We start from the raw sequence: 22,160 nt of genomic DNA, 5'->3' as shown, positions 1-22,160 counted from the left end.
TATTGCAACATCTCACAAGTAACACCAAAACTAGGATGTTACGGATATATTGTAGTAAATGTAGAATAATTAATTTATTATTTTAAGAAGAAAATTCTTTGAGAGAAAATTATTTTTTAGAGGTGTTTTTAAGGAGCTAATCCAGCTATTCGTTACAATCTTATATGCCGTCCCGAAGTTTCGGGATTGGCACATAAGGATTTTCACTGCTATCTGGGCTAGAGAACATCTTGACTACTCTACTTCCTTCTCTCAGCAAAAAATCGTTTCATCAACTCCGAAGCTTCATTGGCAAGAATACCAGATACAACAGTGGTTTTAGGATGCAATTGCGTTCCCATTTTTACAAAACCGCGATTTTCATCGCTGGCTCCATACACAATTTTAGAAATTTGGCTCCAATATAAAGCTCCAGTACACATCTGGCAAGGCTCCAATGTGACATAAAGCGTACAACCTGTTAAATATTTTCCGCCTAGATAATTTGCAGCAGCAGTGATGGTTTGCATTTCAGCATGAGCCGTAACGTCATGAAGTAATTCGGTTAAATTATGACTTCTGGCAATGACTTTATTATCAATGACAATTAGCGCGCCAACAGGAATTTCGCCTTTTTTAAAAGCTATTTCAGCTTCCTGCAAAGCTTTTTTCATAAAGTATTCGTCCGTAAATATGTTTTCCATAAAACAAAAATACACTTTTGCAGTAATTTTTATTACTTTTAAAATCAGAAACACATTGTATGGAAAGAAAATATAAAATCGTAATTCCCGAACCTTGTCAAGAAGATTGGAACAAAATGACACCAAATGACCAAGGTCGTTTTTGTATGAGTTGCGCTAAAACCGTTGTTGATTTTACTGAAATGCTACCCGAAGAAGTGCAGCATTTTTTCATCCAAAATCAAAGCCAGAATATCTGTGGTAGAATGAAAAAATCGCAATTGGATTCGATTACCATTCAAATCCCTAGTCGTGTGCTTTATAAGCAAACTCAGTATCACAAAATGTTTTTGTTAGCATTATTTATCACAATGGGAACCACTTTGTTTAGTTGTGCCGATAAAAACGGAAACAAACAAAAAATCGATGCTGTTGAGGTGGTTAAAGATACTACAACATCGACCCAAATAACTGTTGGAATGATGTTGCCAGAAAAAAACATTACGCAAAACCACGTTCAACCTCCTGGACCAGCAACCAAGGTAAATCATGTAAAATTTATAAATCCCCAAACAACTGCTTGCGACGAAACAACAAAGAACGAGACTGTTGTCGAAGATGTAATTTACAACGGAGGTATCGGTTTCGAATTCCCTGCGGAATACAAAGGCGGGATTGAAAAATTTTATGCTTTTTTTAAAGAGGAGTTTAAACAACCAGAAAATATAAAAAATAAAATTACCGAAATCTCAATCTCATTCGTTATCGATAAAGACGGCTCATTAACCTATGTCAAACCCAAATCCGAAATTGACGTGGCTTTAGAAAATGAAATTGTTAGAGTTTTGAAATTATGTCCTAGATGGAAACCAGGTGAACAAAATGGTAAAAAAACACGAACGTTATACACTGAATCTATTTCTTTGATCTAAACAAAATAATTTTGACAAAACGTATTTAGCATAACTAATTACAATTGTTTCAGAAAGCAACCAATCTGAACTTAGTTAACCCATTTAATTACCTACTTGCTAAAATAATACAGATACTAGAATCGTCTAAAATTGAAAAAAAATTCCATTTTAAAACCGTAAATTCGCTTTTTATAGAACAATGAAAAACAGTTTACTTTCAAACATCAATAACCCAACCGATTTACGCTTGCTTGACGAAACCCAACTTCCTCAAGTTGCCCAAGAATTACGCGATTTTATCATCGATATTGTGGCCGTAAAAGAAGGTCATCTCGGCGCAAGCCTAGGAGTCATCGAATTGACAATCGCCTTGCATTATGTTTTTGACACCCCAAACGATTTATTGATTTGGGACGTAGGCCATCAAGCCTATGGACATAAAATCTTGACCGGCCGAAGAGAAAATTTTCATACCAATCGTCAACTCGGCGGTATTTCTGGTTTCCCAAAAAGAAGCGAAAGCAACTACGACACCTTTGGCGTAGGCCATTCTTCAACTTCTATTTCGGCGGCACTTGGAATGGCAATTGCTTCAAATTTAAAAGGCGATTTCAACAAACAACACATTGCTATTATAGGTGACGCATCTATCGCTTCAGGAATGGCTTTTGAAGGGTTGAACCACGCGGGAGTTACTGATGCCAATTTACTCGTAATTCTAAATGATAACGCTATCGGTATTGACCCAAGTGTAGGTGCCTTGAAACAATACCTCACTGCGGTAAAAGAGGGGAAAAACCCAAGGCAAAACAACATGATTAAGTCCTTGAACTTTGATTACTCGGGGCCCATTGACGGTCATGATCTTTTTGCTGTGATAAAGGAATTAAGGCGTTTGCAAAAGATAAAAGGTCCTAAATTTTTACATTTAATTACCACCAAAGGAAAAGGTCTGCAACAAGCCGAAGAGGATCAAGTAAAATACCACGCGCCTGGCAAATTTGATGCAGCAACTGGCGAAATCATTACAAAACAAGAAGAGAATTTACCGCCAAAATACCAAGATATATTTGGCTTGACCGTTTTAGACTTAGCTCGAAAAAACGAAAAAATTATAGGAATCACACCTGCAATGCCTTCTGGTAGTTCGTTGAAATTTATGATGGATACGTTCCCAAAACGTGCTTTTGATGTGGGTATTGCAGAGCAACACGCTGTAACTTTGGCCGCTGGTATGGCAACACAAGGCATGATCGTTTATTGCAACATTTACTCTACTTTTCTACAAAGAGCTTATGACCAAATTATTCATGATGTGGCTTTACAAAATCTTCCCGTAATTTTTTGTTTGGACAGAGCTGGATTAGTGGGCGAAGACGGAGCTACGCACCACGGTGTTTTCGATTTAGCTTACTTGCGTTGTATTCCTAACATGATTATTTATGCCCCAATAAATGAAATCACCTTGCAAAATATTTTATATACTGCTCAATTAGGATTAAATCATCCTATAGCCATTCGCTATCCGAGAGGTCGTGGAATCATTCAAGATTGGCAAACACAACATCTTGGCAAATATGAAAAAATAGCAATTGGAAAAAGTATTTGCATAAAACAAGGTTCGAAAATTGCTGTGTTATCCAATGGAACTATTGGTAACAATGTCTCTTTGACCATAGCCAAAATAAAACATCCAGAAACTATTGCACATTATGATTTTCCGTTTGTCAAACCTCTAGATGAAAGCGCTCTTCATGTCATTTTTAAAACCTATCCCGCTATTATTACAATTGAAGATGGTACTGTAAAAGGTGGTTTTGGGAGTGCAATTCTCGAGTTTGCAGCTCAACATCAATATGCAACAACAGTGAGGATTTTGGGTATTCCTGATGAATTTATAGAACATGGAACAGTAGCTGAGCTGCAACATTATTGTGGAATTGACGTTAAAAGCCTGGAGCAACTCTTTTCAAGTTTTTAAAATAATTATTTTACTATTCAAAATAAGCTATTCCAAAATGAAATTATCGACTTATTTACTTCTTTTTCTAAACGTTACTTTTTCGACTACATGTTTCGCTCAAGAGGAAAAACTAAAATTCTTGCAAGACACAATTGTACCCGTAACCACACTAAAAAATAAGAATAATTTATTATTTGTCCCGCTTCAAATACAAACCAAAACACACTATCTTCCATTTTCGTTTTGGAATAAAAAAAATAGTCTCGGATTTGATATTTCCGAAGTTGCCTTTGTGAACTGGAGTGCAGGAGGTACAAGTTCGATTTCAGGATTGTTTAAAGGCAAATTTCATTGAGTGTATGCTCGAAGTAACTACAATTGGTCCAATGAATTAATTGTTAAATATGGTTTGAATAAACAAGACGGGATTGCCATCCGAAAAACAGAAGATGCCATTCAATTCAATTCGACTTTTGGATATCGAAAAGACACGATTTCGACTTGGTATCATTCAGCAAAATTGAGTTTCAACACTCAATTTACCAATGGTTTTACGTATCCAAATACTGAAAAAGCAATCTCAAAACCCTTTGCTCCAGCTTATATTTTTATGGGAGTAGGTGCTGAAAATATCGATAAAGAAAAAAGAAGAGTATTTTATATCTCGCCTTTTACTTTTAAAACAACTTTAGTTTTAGATCAACAATTGGCAGATCAAGGTGCTTTTGGTGTTGCAAAAGCAACTTATGACGAAGCAGGAAATCTAATCACGAAAGGACAACAATCAAAGATGGAACTTGGCTTTTTAATCACAAATAAATATAAAAAGGAAATTTTCAAGAATATTAATCTAGAGAATCGCCTCAGCCTATATTCTGATTATATCAACCGTTTTGGCAATGTCGATGTAGATTGCGACTTACAAGTAGAGCTTATAGTCAATCAATACGTTAAAGCAAATATTGGAGCACATGTTATTTATGACGACGACATTAAATCCAAAAGAGAAATAGAGGGCGTTCAGGTAACCGAAGGTCCAAAAACTCAATTAAGACAAGCGATTGGAGTAGGGATTGAGTATATATTCTAAATAAAAAGACCTGAAATATTTGTTATATTTCAGGTCTTTTTTTGTTAACTAATTATTTTAGTTTGTAATTATTTTAGTTTATAATTATTTTGTCTACATATTTCAACCCTTCTCCCGCAATATCAATCATATATATACCAGCGCTAAGTTTACTTAAATCAAATGATTTTTCATTACTAAAGGTTACTTTATCCTCGCTATATACTATTCTGCCATTAAGATCAACCACTTTTACAGCCACTAATCCGTTATAGTTGTTAATTCGAACCGTTATATTTCCAGTTGATGGATTTGGATACACACGCATCACATTTTCTTGATCAATGTCTACTGTTCCTAGTGTACAGTTGGCACCTGCTGCTGGTATTGTAAAATCTTCCGCTTGGTCATTTCCGACATTATTGTCTCCAGCAGATGCGTTTAAACCTAGTCCTCTTGCAGCAAAAACCTCCCATATCAAACAGAAATCCTTACCTCCAGTAATGGCCTGATCGGCTGCTATAATTGCATTTCTACCGTCAACAAAAGTTGGACTACAAGACTGTAACTTAAGCCCATCAAGAACCAATCTCATTATTTTATTATTACCTCCAACTCCCGTATACTTATTATCATCATAACCATACTTATTAATGTAGGCCCAAGTTAAATCCCATAACATTGTTGCCCATACCGAACCTACACCATGTACAGAAGTTTGCTCAACTCCATTAGCATCCAGCGATTGAAAATTATTGGTGAAAGCGTATGTCATTGGATTTACCGCCCTATCTGTTGAATACTGATAACTTCTAATCCCCAAACCATCGTTAGCTTGTGAAGAAACAAAAGTTCCAATACCTCTTTTTGCTGTTCCAACGTCCCCAGGTTTTAATTGCATCATTAAAGCATACCAATCTGACCATCCTTCGCCCATCTGATCCGTATTGTCCAAACAACGAGAATTATTTGCTCCTCCCGCTAAACGAGTCGAAATACCATGACCATATTCATGAGCAATGATACCGTTATCAAAATCCCCATCTGTATTTACGAATGGTGAACTAGCTACTTGTAATTTAACATTGACACTTGTACTTTGCATTTGTGCAATAATAGATTCCCCAAAAACCTTAGTTACACTTACCGCAGGAATAGTTATTGTCTCATCACTCCCTGACATACTAATTTCACCATCTGCATTATTCACAATGATAACTGCAATGGCTCCTGCATCTTGAGCTGCTTTAACTTTTACAGCAAATGTACAAGTTCCTCTTCTAAGAATTACAATTTTTCCATTCATAACTGCTGCATTGGTTGGTGCCGTACAGCCTAGTGAAGTAGTGCCATCAGTATCTAAATATAATACTAAATCAGACTGTATGAAAGCTGGCGCTACTGGCAAGTCAATTTTTCCTGGGTTAAATGCATTTTGATTGGCAACATAATTCCCTACTAGACTTTCGGGCGAAGTAATAAAAATTGGCTTAATAACAGGACCCCTATTCCATAAGAACATTTGCATTCTTCCTCTTGTGCCATCTATGGGTGTTGAAAAATTAGCATTATTCAAACTCATTGGACTTGCAAAAGAACCATCTTGAGCATCACCTAGCACATAATCTTGATTAGAACCTCCGCGTCCATAATTATTATCTTGGAAATTCCCATTTGCTTCATCAAAACCATATTGATACCAAACATCATGCATTATATTATTCATATAAAATAAGTTGGTATTTGCAGCATCAATATAAGAAGATGCCACAGCATTTGTTCCACCATATGGAAAATCAAAAATAAGAGAAGATCCTCCGTTTGGACTAGTTCCCGAAGCGGAATTATCACCAAGAAAATCTTCCTTTGCCCAAACATTATTGCCTCTAGTAATTGTATATTCTGCACCAGTTACACCATTTGTATCGTGCCATCCGTATGGTGATGCTATCAAATTAGATGGGTTTGATATTAACTGAAAAGGACTATGATTAGGACTTGTAGAATTAAAAGGAATCACACGGTAAGATCCACTTTGTACTTGCGTCGTCAAAGGCGAAAAGATTTGTTTGTAGGTGGCATTCCCTAATTTTTCGATTGGTGAATTTTCAGCAATATGAGTGTTATTTCGATCAAAACTACATGAAATCACATCGTTATTTTTTTCTAAGATCTTTCCATTTAGAGCATCGATTCGAACACTCCAAATCGCATCATGAGTGCTGGTATGTATTGTGAAATCCCAAGCTAATTTCAACATGCCATCTTTAGTCTGGTGGTACACTAAATTTCCTGAAACTGGATCTTCAGTCCCTAATCCACTGCTTAGTTTGAATTTGTTTACATCCGATTTTTCGAGAATAGTAACTGGACTTTTCGTAATTATCCCAAGTTGAAAATAGGCTTTTTCTAGTGCATCTGTAACTGGTAAGGCAGGGGAAGTTGCATTAACCTTTTTACTTATGTCACTTACAAATTGTTTTTGAACATCAATTACTTTGCCTTGTTTGATCAAAAAATTCGATACTCCTCTAAATATCTCTATACCCTGATAACGCTGCACTACGAAACAATTATTAATATTAGTAGTTGATGAGTTACCCTCACTTTGAATAGCCCAATCGCTTAATTCACGACTTAACTTATTAGATTTGGCTTCAGGACCATTCAAATAATTTTGAATTATTTGTTTGTTTGACTGCGAAAAAACCAACAATGGAACTATAAAAACAACGGAAAGTAAAATTTTTTTCATAAAAAATAAATGATTATTAAAATATTAAGCAAAACTAATTGATTTATTTGGTTTTGCAAACAAATTACAAGTGTACAAGTGTTAATTTTTAGCAGCAGTTATTGTTTTGTAAAATAATAAAGCGTTTCCATCTGTCAACAACGAAATAAAATGACAAATATGAAGCAATCTTCCATATAGATTTTCCTTTTCTAAATGATGCTTTTCCGGTAACATTTTCAAAATTAAAGCATCGTAATTTGATGCATTCCCGTTGTATTTATTATTAAAAGCGGTAATGAATTTATCTAACAACGTTTGTATAATTTGATAGCCTACGATTTCCTTTTCAATTACCTCGCGACTTTGATAGATATTATCGACACTAATCTTTATAATATCGTCCATTTGTGCTTTGTACTTGCTTTTATCCATAATTGCATGAGGAAATTTTCCTTGCAAAATAAGGGCTTCATTTTCAACAAAAACCTTCACAGCATCATTGATTAAACTTCCTATTGCTAAGGCACGCAAATAACTAATTCGGTCTTCTTTGGTCTCAAGTGTTTTGTATTTAGAAGTATCAATACTGTCTTTGACTAATTTTATAAGGTATTCCAATGCGAAATCCTCTGAAACCAAACCTAAATTGATACCATCTTCAAAATCGATGATGGTATAACAAATATCATCTGCCGCCTCAACGAGATACGCCAAAGGATGGCGTTCATACCCTATATCTAAACCTGATTTATTCGGAATCAAACCCATATCTTGAGCTACTTCTTCAAAAAAAGCTTTGTCTGTTTGAAAAAAACCATATTTTTTATCAGCTATATTTTTGGTTGGTTTTTTAGGTAAACTCTCTTTGGGATATTTCATAAAAGCACCAAGAGTAGCATACGAAATACGAAGTCCTCCCTCTATACCTGGTCTGCTTGCGGTAAGTACTGAAAAACCATTAGCATTACCTTCAAAATCAATTAAATCTTGCCACTCTTTTGGGGTAAGTTGGTCTTTATATTTTTGTCCGTTTCCTATCGAAAAATACTCTCCTATGGCTTTTTCTCCGGAATGTCCGAAAGGCGGATTCCCGATATCATGCGCTAATGATGCTGCAGCCACAATTGCCCCAAAATCATTCATGTGATAGCCGTGCGCGTCTTTTAAATAGGGGTATTTTTCAATGATTTTTTTTCCAACCAAACGACCCAAAGAACGCCCAACAACGGATACCTCTAAACTATGCGTTAATCTTGTATGAACAAAATCTGTTTTGGATAATGGAATAACTTGTGTTTTATCTTGTAAACTTCTAAACGCCGAAGAAAAAATGATTCGATCATAATCTACCTCAAAACCCAAGCGGGTATCGTCTTGTTCTACACGCAATCGTTTGCCTTTGTCGCCTTGACGTTTAAGTGATAAAAGTTGTTCCCAGTTCATCATTGGTACGTAATTTTCTAGTTTTAAAGGAGCGAATATAAAGAAAAAGAACCCAGTAGAAACAAAAAAAGCAGTCTAAAATGACTGCTTGTATGCCCTAAATACAAGATTACAGGTTTACAATTTCGCCTTTGCTAAAAATTCGTGCTTATGAACCACATAAGTTACGGATAGTGTATCATGCCAGCCTCTTGAATTGCTGTTTAAAAACGAAAATATTTCAATAGGAATGAATCGTACTAAAGTTCTAATGAGTGTACTTTTTAGATTTGGTTTGCCGCCATTATGCTTTACAACTAGTGTTTTAGTGAAGTATTTCCCAAAAGTTCTAGACAAATAAAACTCCATAATGAAATAGTAAAAAAACATCACTATCAGTCCAAACAAGGCGTTTTCTGTGGGTGACAAACTGACAATCCAATCTGCTACTTGATAATTCCCTGTTACAACTCCTATCCCGTTTATGAGCGCTCCAATTCCTATTGTGAACAAGTAAACAATAAACAAATCAATAAGCACGTTTAAAAATCGCTTGGTTTTGGAAGCTAATAAATCCGCCGAAATAGTTAATTCTGTAGTTTCCATGGTTATTTTTTTTAAAGGTGTTTTGCTACTTTGTAAAGTAATGTGGCAGTTTTGCTGTTAAATGTTTGTAGTATATGTACAAAGGTAAACCCACTTACGACTCATGGAGTTACACTATTTTGAGAGAGTGTTTCGAAATTCGCACTTTAAGGCTTTAAAACCAATCTTCTGGCGTTACTCCAACTCAGAATACGTATCTCTTTAGCTAGCAAAAGCCTTTTCAAAATCCTCAATTCTTAGCCCTGATAGCAGTGGAAATACTTATAAGCCGGTCCCGAAACCTCGGGATGACGTATAAGATTGTAACGAATAGAAGGAAATAGCTCCAAAAAAAATCGCCCTCCTTAAATATTAAGGAGAACGATTTTGTTAAAACTTTGACAACAGTACCATGTCTTGGTTTAGTATTTATCTACGATCCACACATTTCACATTCCTCTGGACCGGCATTCTTAGCTAGTTCGATCATTGCTCTGTATTCATCAGCATTCATTTCTGCAGGTTCATTTAAAACGGCAATAGCTTCTAATCTTTCTGGAATGGGCTGCGCTTTTACCTCTATAGGCTCAACTTTTTTATCGTTGTTTAATGTAAATTTAATAGCATCTACCGCAGCTTTTGTTCTCAAATAATACATTCCGGTTTTAAGACCTGATTGCCATGCATAAAAGTGCATAGAAGTTAATTTTGCATAATTAGCATTTTGCATGAACAAGTTCAATGATTGCGACTGATCTACAAAATACCCACGCTGGCGTGACATATCAATAATGTCTTTCATAGACATTTCCCAAACGGTTTTGTACAATTCTTTCAAATCCTGAGGAATATCAAGCGCTTGTACCGATCCGTTGTTACGCATTAACTCTTGTTTCAATGTTTCGTTCCACAAGCCACGCTCTACTAAATCGTGAAGTAAGTGTTTGTTTACCACAATAAACTCACCCGAAAGTACACGTCTAGTATAAATATTTGAAGTATACGGCTCAAAAGCTTCGTTGTTCCCCAAAATTTGAGAAGTAGATGCGGTTGGCATTGGCGCCACTAATAAGGAGTTGCGAACACCGTGCTCCATTACTTCTTTACGAAGCGAAGCCCAGTCCCAACGACCCGATAAATCAGCATCGGTTAATCCCCATAAATTGTACTGAAATTCCCCTTGTGAAATTGGCGAACCTTCAAAACTTGAATACGGACCTTCTTCTTTAGCCATTTCCATTGATGCTGTTACAGCCGCAAAGTACATGGTTTCAAAAATTTCTTGATTCAGTTTTTTGGCCTCATCACTTGTAAACGGTAAACGTAACATGATAAATGCATCAGCAAGTCCTTGCACACCTAAACCAATTGGACGGTGACGTTTATTAGAGTTTTCTCCTTCTTTAACCGGATAATAATTCCTGTCAATTACTTTATTTAAGTTGCGAGTTACACGCTTGGTTACGGTATAAAACAAATCGTGATTGAATGCTCCGTTTTCAACAAACATTGGCAATGACAACGAAGCCAAGTTACATACAGCAATTTCGTCTTTTGAAGTAAACTCCATAATCTCAGTACACAAATTCGACGAGCGAATAGTACCTAGATTTTTTTGGTTCGATTTGCGGTTGGCTGCATCTTTGTACAACATGTATGGCGTTCCTGTCTCAATTTGCGACTCTAGGATTTTCTCCCACAATTCATGCGCTTTGATGGTTTTTCTACCTTTACCCGCTTTTTCATAATCGGTGTACATTTTTTCGAACTCTTCTCCATGCACATCATACAAGCCCGGACATTCGTTAGGACACATCAAGGTCCAATAACTATCTTCCTGAACGCGTTTCATAAATAAATCCGAAGTCCACATAGCAAAAAACAAATCTCTTGCACGCATTTCTTCTTTTCCAGTATTCTTTTTCAAGTCTAGGAAATCAAAGATGTCTGCATGCCACGTTTCTATGTAAATCGCAAAACTACCTTTACGTTTTCCACCACCTTGATCTACGTAACGAGCGGTATCATTAAACACACGCAACATCGGAACAATTCCATTTGAAGTTCCGTTAGTCCCACGAATATACGATCCTGTTGCTCTCACGTTGTGAATAGAAAGTCCAATTCCACCTGCTGATTGCGAAATTTTGGCTGTTTGTTTCAACGTATCATAAATCCCATCAATACTATCATCTTGCATCGCCAATAGGAAACAACTCGACATTTGAGGTTTTGGAGTACCGGCATTAAATAAGGTAGGCGTAGCATGAGTAAAGAATTTTTTCGACATTAAGTCGTAGGTTTCAATCACTGATTTTAAATCATCTAAATGAATTCCCACCGATACACGCATCAACATGTGCTGCGGACGCTCAACAATTTTACCGTTTATTTTAAGCAAATACGATCTTTCTAGAGTTTTAAAACCAAAATAATCGTAGTTGAAATCTCTGTTGTATATAATGTGCGAGTCTAAAAACTCAGCGTTATCCATAATCACTTTATGCACTTCCTCAGATAGTAACGGAGCGTATTGACCGTTTCTTGGGTTTACATAATTGAACATATCATTCATCGTCTCAGAGAATGATTTTTTAGTGTTCGAGTGTAAATTTGAGATCGCAATTCGGGCCGCCAACTGAGCGTAATCTGGGTGCGCAATCGTCATCGAAGCAGCAGTTTCGGCAGCAAGATTATCTAATTCTGACGTAGAAACTCCATCATAAAGCCCTTCAATAACACGCATCGCTACTTTTACGGCATCAACCAAATCGTTCAAACCATAACATAGCTTCTTAATTCTATCTGTGATTTTGTCGAACATTACCGGCTCTTTGTGGCCATCTCTTTTTACTACGTACATACTTTTTTGTTTTTTTAAAAACAGAAAATCCCTTCGCTGTTTTTAGTTATTTGTTGATTATTTGCTAGCACAACAACCACAACTTTTGTGGCAGCAACTACTATTGTTGGGTACTGATTTTGATTAAAGTTCAGTTTCTTTATTTTCGGGAGCTAATCCCGCTGTCATTCCAATCTTTCTAGTCCTGAAAAAAATCAGGACTAGAAAGGATTTTCCTTTCCATCGGGGCTAGGAAGATAATAGCCATAGTCAAAACCGATTAAAAATCAGCGTCGAATGTTATTTTTTGTGCTTCTTCATCAGTGTTCATTACACCTGCTTTTTGGTATTCAGCCACTTTTTTCTCAAAGAAGTTGGTTTTTCCTTGCAATGAAATCATATCCATAAAATCAAAAGGATTAGCCGTATTGTATTCTCTGTCGCAACCTAATTCTACTAATAAACGATCCGCTACAAACTCCAAGTACTGCGTCATCAATCCTGCGTTCATACCAATTAAAGATACCGGTAACGACTCAGTGATGAACTCTCTTTCAATATTCAAAGCATCCACAATGATTTCTCTAATTCTATCTTTTGGCACTTTGTTTACCAAGTGGTGGTTGTGCAAGTGCACGGCAAAATCACAATGCACCCCTTCATCACGAGAAATCAATTCGTTCGAAAACGTAAGTCCTGGCATTAAGCCACGTTTTTTCAACCAGTAAATAGAACAAAATGCCCCTGAGAAAAAGATACCTTCTACCGCTGCAAAAGCAATCAAACGCTCTGCAAACGAATCCGATTCAATCCATTTCAAAGCCCAGTCTGCTTTTTTCTTAATAGCAGGAAAAACTTCAAGTGCATTGAACAACTCATCTTTCTCTGCTTCGTCTTTCACGTAAGTATCAATTAATAATGAGTACGTTTCGCTATGAATGTTTTCCATCATGATTTGAAAGCCATAAAAAAACTTTGCCTCAGCATATTGTACCTCGTTTACAAAATTCTCCGCCAAATTTTCGTTTACAATCCCATCCGAAGCAGCAAAAAATGCTAATATGTGTTTTACAAAATAACGCTCCTCATCCGAAAGTTTGTTATTCCAGTCATTCAAATCTTGTGATAAATCGATCTCCTCCGCAGTCCAAAAACTAGCTTCCATCTTTTTATACCACTCCCAAATGTCATGATGTTTGATCGGAAAAATCACGAAACGATTCTTATTCTCTTGCAATATTGGTTCCACTTGTGTCATTTTATTTTTTTATTTTGTTGTGATTTTAACGAAATTTTGTGCTTTCTGGGGATTACAAAGGTTGTAAAATATTGCCGGAATTGAAAGCCAAACTTATCCACAATCGTCACTAGTTTTTAACAAAGAGAAAAAAAGTCAGCGAAATTTTATAAATTATAAAAAACTGTAAATCAGTATTTTATAATTCACAAAAGGCTCTTAAGTACTGTAAAATATAGGATTTTAAAATAGAAAACAAGAATTTTTTTATCTATTTTGAATTGTTTTTATACTCTTCTGCAACCGTTTCTAACTCCGCGTACCAGTCCTCACCAAATTTTCTAACCAACGCTTCTTTGACAAATTTATAAACAGGTACTTCTAGCTCCTGACCTAAGGAACAGGCCGGATCACAAATATCCCATTTGTCATAGTTAACGGCAGCAAACTCCGTGAAATCTTTTACACGTATTGGATACAAATGACAGGAAACCGGTTTTTTCCAATCGATTATCCCTTGATTATAGGCTTGCTCGATCCCACACAAAGCGGTTTTGCCATCAAAAATGACATACGCACAATCTTTATTATCAATAAGTGGCGTTTCAAGATCACCATCAGTACCTACGGTCCAAGTTCCTTGCGCTTCGATAGCAGCAATTCCTTGTTTGCGTAAAAATGGTTTTACCTTAGGATAAATTTCTTCTAAGATCTTGGTTTCCTCCACGCTCAAAGGAGCACCCGCATCCCCATCAACGCAACAAGCACCTTTACAGGCCGACAAATTGCAAACAAAATCTTTTCCGAGTATGTCTTCTGAGACGATGGTTTTTCCTAATTGAAACATTCTTTTGGGGGAGTGAGATTATAAAGTGCAAAGGTAATCAAAGTAATTTGTAAATTTCTGGGAACAAACCAACTTTAACTTTTAAAAAAACCAGAGAAAAAATTAAATTATAATAGGATACAACCCAATAATAGTAACCATTACAAGAATTCTAAAGCCACGATTTGTATAAAAAAAAGTCTCTAAAAAAAGGAATCAGAATTAGTGTAATAAAATGTAATTATTATCAAAAATCTAGTGAAAATCGTAACTTTGCAAACAAAAAAAGCTATGTTTAACATCGATTTTAGAGAAATAATTACAGTTGGAATGGTGCTTTTTGCAGTGATTGATATCGTAGGAACTATTCCTATTATTGTTGATTTAAGATCAAAGCATGGGCATATTGAATCTGAAAAAGCGTCTATCGTAGCTGGTATTATTATGATTGTTTTCCTTTTTGTGGGAGAAGAATTATTGAACTTAATAGGAATTGATGTGAACTCATTTGCCGTTGCTGGTTCTTTTGTGTTGTTCTTTTTGGCTCTTGAAATGATTTTAGGTATTCGTATTTACCGTGATGAGGAAGCGAGCTCTGCCTCTATTGTGCCATTAGCATTCCCACTTATTGCTGGAGCAGGAACAATGACAACTTTACTATCCTTACGATCTCAGTTTTCAACCATAAACATTGTTATTGCCATATTTTTAAATATTATTCTCGTTTACATTGTATTGAAATCATCTTCTAAAATCGAAAAAATACTTGGAGAGAATGGGCTTGGAGTGATCCGAAAAACATTTGGAGTAGTACTTCTGGCAATAGCTGTTAAATTATTCGCCGCGAATGTTAAAGGTTTGTTCGTATAAGATAATTTTTTATAAATTTACTCTCTAAAATATTTTCAAAAGAAAATTCACTTTTCGATTAAAAACTTTTATACATCAAAAAAAACAAAACATATTATGAAAATTTTCACTAACATCTTGGTGTTATTAGCAGTAGCGCTAATCATATTTAATGTTACTTTATTGGATTATAGAAATCCATTTCAAGGAGATAGCGTAGTTGCTTTTATTGGAATTGCAGCCTCCTTATGTGCTGTTTTGATTCTTTTAATTTTAAAAACAGCCAAAAAGATTGAAGATAAATCAAATGAGCAACTGTAACACTATTTGATCTTCTTCCAATAACGAAGGCATTTTAGAAATATTGTGCACACTGGTATTGGGTTCCATAAAAACAAATCCTTTATCACGCACAAAAGGTCTGGCCTATTCACTTATCAAAAAATTTCTTCGATTTAAGACACACTTTTTGATAATTCGAAACTTGGGGTTTCGTTTTTAATCATTATTAAAAACCTTGTAATTTATTCAAGGTATAACACAATTACTTAGAATTTTATTTATACCTATTTGAGAAAAATGAGATAGACGTTTATTTGACCGCTGCCTTAATCATCGCGTCTTCTTTCAAAATAATTTGATAATAATAGGTTTCCCCATACAACTGTCGAGCAAATTCTGCAGCCAAGTATCTTTTGACTAACGATTTGCTTTTTCCAAAATTCAAATCCAAGCCGTTTCCTGAAATAAATTTCTGAAACAAATTAAAAGACACATCGGTTTGATTCATTTTTACTTTGAATTGCTCAAAGCTAAGACCATTAAAAGCGCTTCTGTTTTTATCTAATTGTACAAAAACAAAATTACCCAGAATTCCTGACTGCAGTAAATAAGCCGTACTTTCATTACCATGCTCTACTTCAAGCGGTACAAAAACATCAGGCACTATTCCTCCGCCGCCGTATACAATTTTACCTTTTTTTGTCTTGAATTTTAATGTATCAGCAACTTTAATACTGTCTTTTTCATACAATTCTCCATTTCCAAAACGAGACTCTGATTCCTTAAAGTAAGCCTCATTCCCTTTCGAATAGGGTTTTTGAATAGAACGTCCCGTTGGTGTGTAATACCTTGCAATGGTCAATCGAACCGCTGAACCATCCGCAAAATCCATTTCTCGCTGTACCAATCCTTTTCCAAAAGAACGACGACCCACTATGGTTCCTCGATCATTATCTTGAATGGCTCCTGCAAGAATTTCACTGGCCGAAGCGCTATTTTCGTTTATTAGAACAAATACATTTCCGTTTTCAAAACTGCCTTTTTTGGTTGCAAATGTCTTGTCTATCTTCCCATTTTTATTTTTGGTGAAAACTATCAATTGCTTATCAATTAATAGCTCATCGGCAATAGCAATCGCCTCTTCCATGTAACCACCACCATTATCTCGCACATCAATTACGAGTGATTTTGCCCCTTGCTTTTTGAGTTTAGCCAAACCTGCCATAAATTCTCTGTAGGTAGTTTCTGCAAATCTATTTATTTTTATATATCCCGTTTGATTGCTCAATAGTAAGGCTGCATCTACACTTTTCAGCGGAATAACATCTCTTTTTATTTTTATTTTAAGTTTCTTGCCTTCTGATTTTCTAAAGATCGTAAGTTCAATATCTGAACCTACCGTTCCTTTTAGTTTAGAAAACAAACTATCACTTGGCAGTTTACGCCCAAATAATTTCGTTTTATCAGCATACAAAATACGGTCTCCAGCTTTTATTCCAGCTTTTGCCGAAGGGCCATTCTCTACTGGCTTGATAACTGCAACAGAGTCGTTGTACATGTAAAAGTTTACGCCTATTCCCACGAAATTTCCTTGCATACTCTCCACCACTTCTAGTTGGTCACTCGGCGGAATATAAACAGAATGGGGATCAAGCTGCGCCAAAATATTATCTACGGTCAAGTTGACAATAGAATCTGTGTTGACATTATCTACATATTCATTATCTATAAAATCGATGAGTTTATTGAGCTTACTTCTCGAATTATTTCTATTTGAAAAGTCAGCAACATTAGGAAAATTCAACATTCCACCCAATACAAAACCCAGAGCGAGTGTTGCAAAAATAAGAATGGGCAAATATTTTAGATTATTTTTCATGTAAAGTCACCATTTTACTCTTCTAATACCGGAATATGTTCTACCTCTACTCCTGCTTTTATTAAGAACTGAATCCCAGAATCATCGCGATACCCATTGTGATACACCACTCTTTTTATTCCAGATTGATGAATTAATTTGCTGCATTCTTTACAAGGCGAAAGTGTGATATATAACGTTGCTCCCTCACATGACTGGGTAGATCGTGCAACCTTCAGGATGGCATTTGCCTCAGCATGCAAAACATCCCAACGCGTTAATCCTTCTGCATCTTCACAGCAATTTTCAAAACCGCTTGGAGTTCCGTTATACCCATCAGAAATTATCATACGGTCCCGCACAATAATTGCGCCCACTTGCTTGCGTTTGCAATACGACAATAAACTCCATTCTTTTGCAATCCTCAAATACGCTTTATCGTATTTATTCAATTTTTTTTCGTTCATTTTATCTGATCCAGATTTCACTTTGTATTATTAAAGGAATTACTACTCCTATTATAAAGGCTGACATTACTAGAGTCCAATCGCGTTTGGAGAATCTAAAAATGGTTTGTACAATATAGGACACTATCAAAACTACAAAAACAACAACAATTTGTGCTGCTTCAATACCCAATGCAAACTCTGATAGCGGTAGTATTTTTGAGGTTGCATCACCTCCCAAAATCGATTTGAAATAATTTGAAAAACCCAACCCATGAATTATTCCAAAAAAAAGCGTGATAAAAAAAACCAAATTTATACTCTCTTTTTTACTGGATTTTCCCGCTGTAAAAAGATTGAACAAGGCTGTTATTAGAATTGTTATCGGAATTAATAATTCTACAACATTTACTTTAATCGCAATTATTCCAAAAACAGAAAGCAGCAAAGCCATCGTGTGTCCGATTGTAAATAGTGTTACTAGAAGAACTATTCTTTTCCAATCTTTAAAAGTAAAAGGAATCGCTAATGCTATCAAAAACAAAACATGGTCGTACGCGTGAATGTCTAAAACGTGTTTTAATCCAATTTGAAAGTAAATCCAAAACTCTGACATGATTACAATATTAGTTTGCTATAGGGTTTGTAAACTTACGATTAATTTTGAAAATGAGTGATTTCATTATTTAAAATAAATGCACTTCAAGTGAGATCAATTCCAAAAAAAATATAAAAAATTTAAAATCATTAATTTAAAAATAGATTTATCTTTGTAAGATAAAAAAACAACAACTATGTCATTTTCAGATTTATTTGATAGCGAATTCAAACAAAGGAATAAAGGTCATTTTTCAGCTATTGTTCGTGTAGCTCTTGCTGACGATACGTTTACTCCAGAAGAGAAATTATTTTTAGACAAACTGGCTGTTCGATTGGAAATTTCTCCAGCAGAATATGAAGAAATTTTAGAAAATCCTTTAAAATATCCTATAAACCCTCCTTATTTGCACGAGCAAAAACTAGAACGTTTATTTGATTTAGCACGAATGGTGCATGTAGATCACCATCTTGGTGACATACAAGAATTATTGTTAAGAAAATTTGGAGTGGCACTTGGTTTCAATGCTGAAAATGTAAATTATATTGTACACAAAGCACTTACGCTCGTGGACAAAAAAGTTGATTTAGACACGTTCCTTTTCGAAATGCAAAACATGAATAAGTAATTCTAAAGCATAAAAATACCCCAAATAGCATCAGCTTTTTGGGGTATTTTTTTATATTTTGAAAGTTATTGTATTAAAATCTTTTTTAGTATTTGCTTAATTTTGCTTTGTACATGAATTCTTCTGCTTTTTCAACCATGTTGTAACTTCCGCAAAAGAACGGCACTCTTTCATGCAATTCTGTAGGCTCAATCTCCATGATTCTATTAAAACCGTCTGAAGCTTTACCTCCTGCTTGTTCTGTAATAAATGCTAGTGGATTACACTCATATAGCAAACGCAATTTCCCTTTTGGTGCTTTAGAACTGGTAGGATATAAATAAATTCCACCTTTAATCATATTTCTGTGAATATCCGAAACTAGACTTCCTATGTACCTGGAAGTATAAGGTCTGTCCCCTTCCTCAAACTGACAATATTTTATGTAATCTTTAACCCCTTGCGGAAAATGAACATAATTCCCTTCATTTATAGAATAAATATGACCGTCTGTTGGGAATTTCATTTTAGGATGCGATAAATAAAAAGTTCCAATGGCAGGGTTCAATGTAAATCCATTAACTCCATGACCAGTAGTATAGACTAACATCGTAGAAGTTCCGTAAATTACATATCCCGCAGCAACCTGATTGATTCCCGGTTGTAGAAAATCTTCAAGAGTAACTGGAGTTCCTATTGGAGTAACTCTTCTATAAACTGAAAATATAGTTCCAACAGAAACATTAACATCAATATTTGAAGAGCCATCAAGCGGATCCATCAAGACCACATATTTGTTGTTATGACTGTTATCGCTTCCTTCTACTGTGATAAAATCATCATTTTCTTCAGAGGCAATTCCACATACAATTTCACGATTTATAAGCGTTTGAATAAACACTTCATTAGCGTAAACATCCAATTTTTGTTGGTCTTCCCCTTGTATGTTTTGTTCTCCAGCTGCTCCAACAATATCAACCAGACCCGCTTTGTTTACTTTGTAATTGACTACTTTGGCGGCCAAACGAATAGAGTTAATAATTCGGGATAATTCGCCTGATGAATATTGAAAAGCATTTTGATTCTCAATGATAAATTCTCCTAGTGTTTTGTTGCGTTCTTCCATTACGAAATCGATGTAGTTATTTTGAAGTCACAAATATCGTTTTTTTTGTGAAAACAATTTGAATACTATTTATTTACTTTGGCACTATTGTATATTTGCTGAATAAAACTCAAAATAAATAAGTAAAAATGCAATAAAAATGCATTTATGAATCATTAAAATAAAATTTTATGAATATTAGAAAGGGCAAACCCGAGGATATGCACGCAGTTTTGGGACTTATTCAAGAATTAGCGGTATTTGAAAAGGAACCTGATGCTGTTCTAGTTACTGTTGATGATTTAATTCGTGATGGTTTTGGCCCTGTTCCTCTATTTCATGTTTTTGTTGCCGAAATTGAAAATGACACTACTGCTGCGGAACAAGGAATGCAAATTGTAGGTATCGCGCTTTACTATTATCGCTTTTCGACTTGGAAAGGAAAAACAATACATCTAGAAGATTTAGTAGTAAAAGACAAAATGCGTGGTACTGGTTTGGGCTACGCGTTGTATTCTGAAATTATAAAACAAGGTAAAAAAGACCAAGTACGACGTGTGGAATGGAATGTGCTAGACTGGAATACTCCCGCAATCGAATTTTATGAAAAGTCAGGAGCCAATGTACTTCGTGATTGGTACGTAGTACAAATGGATGAAGTAGGAATCAACAATTTTATTGAAAATAAGTTAAAAAAATAAAATTACAGTTGCATTTAAAAGCTGGAATTTAGAATTGTATAATTGGAATTTATAGTAGTATGAGAGTATTCAAATTTGGAGGAGCCTCTGTTAAGGATGCCGCAGGAATCAAGAACGTTTATGACGTTTTACAAAAAGTAGGCTACGAAGATGTATTGTTGGTTGTTTCTGCAATGGGCAAAACGACGAATGCACTAGAAATTGTCATAAAAAACTATTTTGACAAATCAGCAGAGTTAAATTCGTCAGTTCAAGAAGTAAAAAAATACCACAATCAAATTTTGATAGATTTATTTGACGACGAAAAAAATGATGTTTTTGTCGATGTCAATACCCAATTTGCTGATTTAGAATATTTTTTGGCACACAATAAATCGCCCAATTACAATTTTGTTTACGACCAAATTGTAAGTTATGGCGAATTAATTTCGACAACCATTCTTAGTCATTTCATGAATTTCATGGGCATAAAAACACAATGGCTGGATGTTCGCAATTTCATAAAAACGGATGCCAATTATAGAGATGCGGAAGTCGATTGGGAATTGACACAAAAAAATATTTCTAAAACTGTAAAGCGTAAAATATTAAATATTACACAAGGTTTCTTAGGTTCTGATGAGAATAATTTCACCACTACTTTAGGACGTGAAGGTTCCGATTATACTGCCGCAATTTTTGCTTATTGCTTAAATGCGCAAAGTGTAACCATCTGGAAAGATGTTCCCGGTGTTATGAATGCCGATCCAAGATATTTTGAAAACGCGAGTTTATTGAATCAGATTTCTTATCGTGAAGCAATAGAACTGGCTTTTTATGGCGCAACGGTCATTCATCCAAAAACACTGCAACCGCTCCAAAAAAAGGAAATTCCTTTGTATGTAAAATCATTTATAAACCCTTTGCTAACGGGAACTAGTGTTTCTAAAGGAGTCGACTTAGAACCATATTTACCTTGTTTTATTGTTAAAAGAAACCAACTCTTAATTTCACTTTCTTCCATCGATTTTTCCTTTATTATGGAAGAAAACATCAGCGAGATTTTTGCCTTGTTCCATCAATTCAAAATAAAAGTAAACTTAATTCAAAATTCTGCCATTAGTTTTTCTGTCTGTGTGGAGGATAAATTTGATAATTTTAAAGCCCTGAATGCCATTTTATCCAAAAAATTTAAAGTAGAATTTGACGAAAATGTAACCTTATATACCATTAGACACTTTAACGAAAAAGCGGCACAAACTGTTGAAGAAAACAAAGTTGTTTTATTGAAACAAGTGAGTCGTGAAACCATGCAAGTGGTAACAAAAGAAGTTTAATGTACTCTTTTCGAATTGTTAAAAATGGGAATCAAGTGTATTGATTCCCATTTTTTTTATTTTAAAGTGTAAAACTAAACGCTCCAAACGAGAATTCATCCATTTCATTTTCTAATTATGGCATTCTCTAAATATCAAATT

At 35.1% G+C, this 22,160-nt stretch carries 20 protein-coding genes; 9 read left to right on the top strand and 11 right to left on the bottom strand.

Features of this window, described 5'->3' with window-relative positions; translation table 11 throughout:
• Window positions 1–239: 239 nt before the first annotated feature.
• The gene (locus ACNQGO_RS00540; RefSeq protein ID WP_417983849.1) at window positions 240–683 is read right to left on the bottom strand and encodes a nucleoside deaminase; all 444 of its coding nucleotides are present in this window, start codon (window positions 681–683) and stop codon (window positions 240–242) included.
• Window positions 684–742: 59 nt separating this feature from the next.
• Between ACNQGO_RS00540 and ACNQGO_RS00535 the strand changes: the two genes are divergently transcribed.
• The 4 genes from ACNQGO_RS00535 to ACNQGO_RS00520 all read left to right on the top strand — a co-directional run bounded on the left by ACNQGO_RS00535 (window position 743) and on the right by ACNQGO_RS00520 (window position 4,629).
• Window positions 743–1,594, top strand: coding sequence for an energy transducer TonB (locus tag ACNQGO_RS00535; protein ID WP_417983848.1), 852 nt, complete (start codon window positions 743–745; stop codon window positions 1,592–1,594).
• A gap of 181 nt (window positions 1,595–1,775) precedes the next feature.
• On the top strand, window positions 1,776–3,557 hold the full coding sequence (locus tag ACNQGO_RS00530; protein ID WP_417983847.1) for a 1-deoxy-D-xylulose-5-phosphate synthase: 1,782 nt from the start codon (window positions 1,776–1,778) through the stop codon (window positions 3,555–3,557).
• A gap of 37 nt (window positions 3,558–3,594) precedes the next feature.
• Window positions 3,595–3,894, top strand: coding sequence for a hypothetical protein (locus ACNQGO_RS00525; protein ID WP_417983846.1), 300 nt, complete (start codon window positions 3,595–3,597; stop codon window positions 3,892–3,894).
• Window positions 3,895–4,629: a DUF3078 domain-containing protein gene (locus ACNQGO_RS00520; RefSeq protein ID WP_417983845.1), complete on the top strand. Its 735-nt coding sequence runs from the start codon at window positions 3,895–3,897 to the stop codon at window positions 4,627–4,629. It begins immediately after the preceding gene.
• A gap of 73 nt (window positions 4,630–4,702) precedes the next feature.
• On the opposite strand, the gene ACNQGO_RS00515 is transcribed toward ACNQGO_RS00520, so the two are convergent.
• From ACNQGO_RS00515 to ACNQGO_RS00490, 6 genes are all read right to left on the bottom strand, one after another.
• Window positions 4,703–7,363 (bottom strand): T9SS-dependent M36 family metallopeptidase, encoded by a 2,661-nt coding sequence (locus ACNQGO_RS00515; protein ID WP_417983844.1) that lies wholly within the window; start codon window positions 7,361–7,363, stop codon window positions 4,703–4,705.
• Window positions 7,364–7,444: 81 nt separating this feature from the next.
• Complete coding sequence (locus tag ACNQGO_RS00510; RefSeq protein WP_417983937.1) at window positions 7,445–8,788, bottom strand: deoxyguanosinetriphosphate triphosphohydrolase; 1,344 nt, start codon at window positions 8,786–8,788, stop codon at window positions 7,445–7,447.
• Window positions 8,789–8,905: 117 nt separating this feature from the next.
• A complete protein-coding gene (locus tag ACNQGO_RS00505; RefSeq protein ID WP_417983843.1) occupies window positions 8,906–9,373 on the bottom strand; it encodes an RDD family protein in 468 nt (155 codons plus the stop codon).
• Window positions 9,374–9,785: 412 nt separating this feature from the next.
• The gene (locus ACNQGO_RS00500) at window positions 9,786–12,215 is read right to left on the bottom strand and encodes a ribonucleoside-diphosphate reductase subunit alpha (RefSeq protein WP_417983842.1); all 2,430 of its coding nucleotides are present in this window, start codon (window positions 12,213–12,215) and stop codon (window positions 9,786–9,788) included.
• 259 nt (window positions 12,216–12,474) lie between these two features.
• Window positions 12,475–13,452, bottom strand: a complete 978-nt coding sequence (locus ACNQGO_RS00495; RefSeq protein WP_144889710.1) for a ribonucleotide-diphosphate reductase subunit beta — start codon at window positions 13,450–13,452, stop codon at window positions 12,475–12,477.
• 250 nt (window positions 13,453–13,702) lie between these two features.
• Window positions 13,703–14,278: a DUF3109 family protein gene (locus tag ACNQGO_RS00490; protein WP_309758476.1), complete on the bottom strand. Its 576-nt coding sequence runs from the start codon at window positions 14,276–14,278 to the stop codon at window positions 13,703–13,705.
• Between the two features lie 270 nt (window positions 14,279–14,548).
• Here ACNQGO_RS00490 and ACNQGO_RS00485 point away from each other — a divergent pair, with 270 nt between their 5' ends.
• Together ACNQGO_RS00485 and ACNQGO_RS00480 are read left to right on the top strand one after the other, a co-directional pair.
• Window positions 14,549–15,127: a MarC family protein gene (locus ACNQGO_RS00485; RefSeq protein ID WP_417945467.1), complete on the top strand. Its 579-nt coding sequence runs from the start codon at window positions 14,549–14,551 to the stop codon at window positions 15,125–15,127.
• A 96-nt stretch (window positions 15,128–15,223) separates the two neighbouring features.
• Entirely contained in the window at window positions 15,224–15,427 is a 204-nt protein-coding gene (locus tag ACNQGO_RS00480) for a hypothetical protein (protein ID WP_417983841.1), read from the top strand.
• Window positions 15,428–15,698: 271 nt separating this feature from the next.
• Here the strand turns inward: ACNQGO_RS00480 and ACNQGO_RS00475 are convergent, their stop codons facing one another.
• Genes ACNQGO_RS00475 through ACNQGO_RS00465 form a run of 3 tightly spaced genes read right to left on the bottom strand, consistent with a single transcriptional unit; the run spans window position 15,699 to window position 18,308 of the window.
• Window positions 15,699–17,267 carry a S41 family peptidase gene (locus tag ACNQGO_RS00475; protein ID WP_417947755.1) on the bottom strand — a complete coding sequence of 523 codons (1,569 nt, stop codon included), beginning with the start codon at window positions 17,265–17,267 and terminating at the stop codon, window positions 15,699–15,701.
• A gap of 14 nt (window positions 17,268–17,281) precedes the next feature.
• On the bottom strand, window positions 17,282–17,713 hold the full coding sequence (locus ACNQGO_RS00470; protein WP_417947754.1) for a deoxycytidylate deaminase: 432 nt from the start codon (window positions 17,711–17,713) through the stop codon (window positions 17,282–17,284).
• A 1-nt stretch (window position 17,714) separates the two neighbouring features.
• A complete protein-coding gene (locus ACNQGO_RS00465; protein WP_309757405.1) occupies window positions 17,715–18,308 on the bottom strand; it encodes a HupE/UreJ family protein in 594 nt (197 codons plus the stop codon).
• A 178-nt stretch (window positions 18,309–18,486) separates the two neighbouring features.
• Between ACNQGO_RS00465 and ACNQGO_RS00460 the strand changes: the two genes are divergently transcribed.
• Window positions 18,487–18,918 (top strand): TerB family tellurite resistance protein, encoded by a 432-nt coding sequence (locus ACNQGO_RS00460; RefSeq protein WP_309757407.1) that lies wholly within the window; start codon window positions 18,487–18,489, stop codon window positions 18,916–18,918.
• 85 nt (window positions 18,919–19,003) lie between these two features.
• On the opposite strand, the gene fbp is transcribed toward ACNQGO_RS00460, so the two are convergent.
• Window positions 19,004–20,023, bottom strand: a complete 1,020-nt coding sequence (gene fbp, locus ACNQGO_RS00455) for a class 1 fructose-bisphosphatase (RefSeq protein ID WP_309757409.1) — start codon at window positions 20,021–20,023, stop codon at window positions 19,004–19,006.
• Window positions 20,024–20,193: 170 nt separating this feature from the next.
• On the opposite strand from fbp, the gene ACNQGO_RS00450 reads away from it, so the two are divergent.
• Both ACNQGO_RS00450 and ACNQGO_RS00445 read left to right on the top strand, forming a co-directional pair.
• The gene (locus ACNQGO_RS00450; RefSeq protein ID WP_417983840.1) at window positions 20,194–20,703 is read left to right on the top strand and encodes a GNAT family N-acetyltransferase; all 510 of its coding nucleotides are present in this window, start codon (window positions 20,194–20,196) and stop codon (window positions 20,701–20,703) included.
• Window positions 20,704–20,762: 59 nt separating this feature from the next.
• On the top strand, window positions 20,763–22,019 hold the full coding sequence (locus ACNQGO_RS00445) for an aspartate kinase (RefSeq protein ID WP_417983839.1): 1,257 nt from the start codon (window positions 20,763–20,765) through the stop codon (window positions 22,017–22,019).
• Window positions 22,020–22,160: the final 141 nt, after the last annotated feature.

Origin of the sequence: Flavobacterium frigidum (assembly GCF_048286735.1) — a bacterium.
GTDB lineage: Bacteria > Bacteroidota > Bacteroidia > Flavobacteriales > Flavobacteriaceae > Flavobacterium.
The sequence above is the reverse complement of the archived record's forward strand: the minus strand, read 5'-3'. Positions and strand labels throughout refer to the sequence as shown.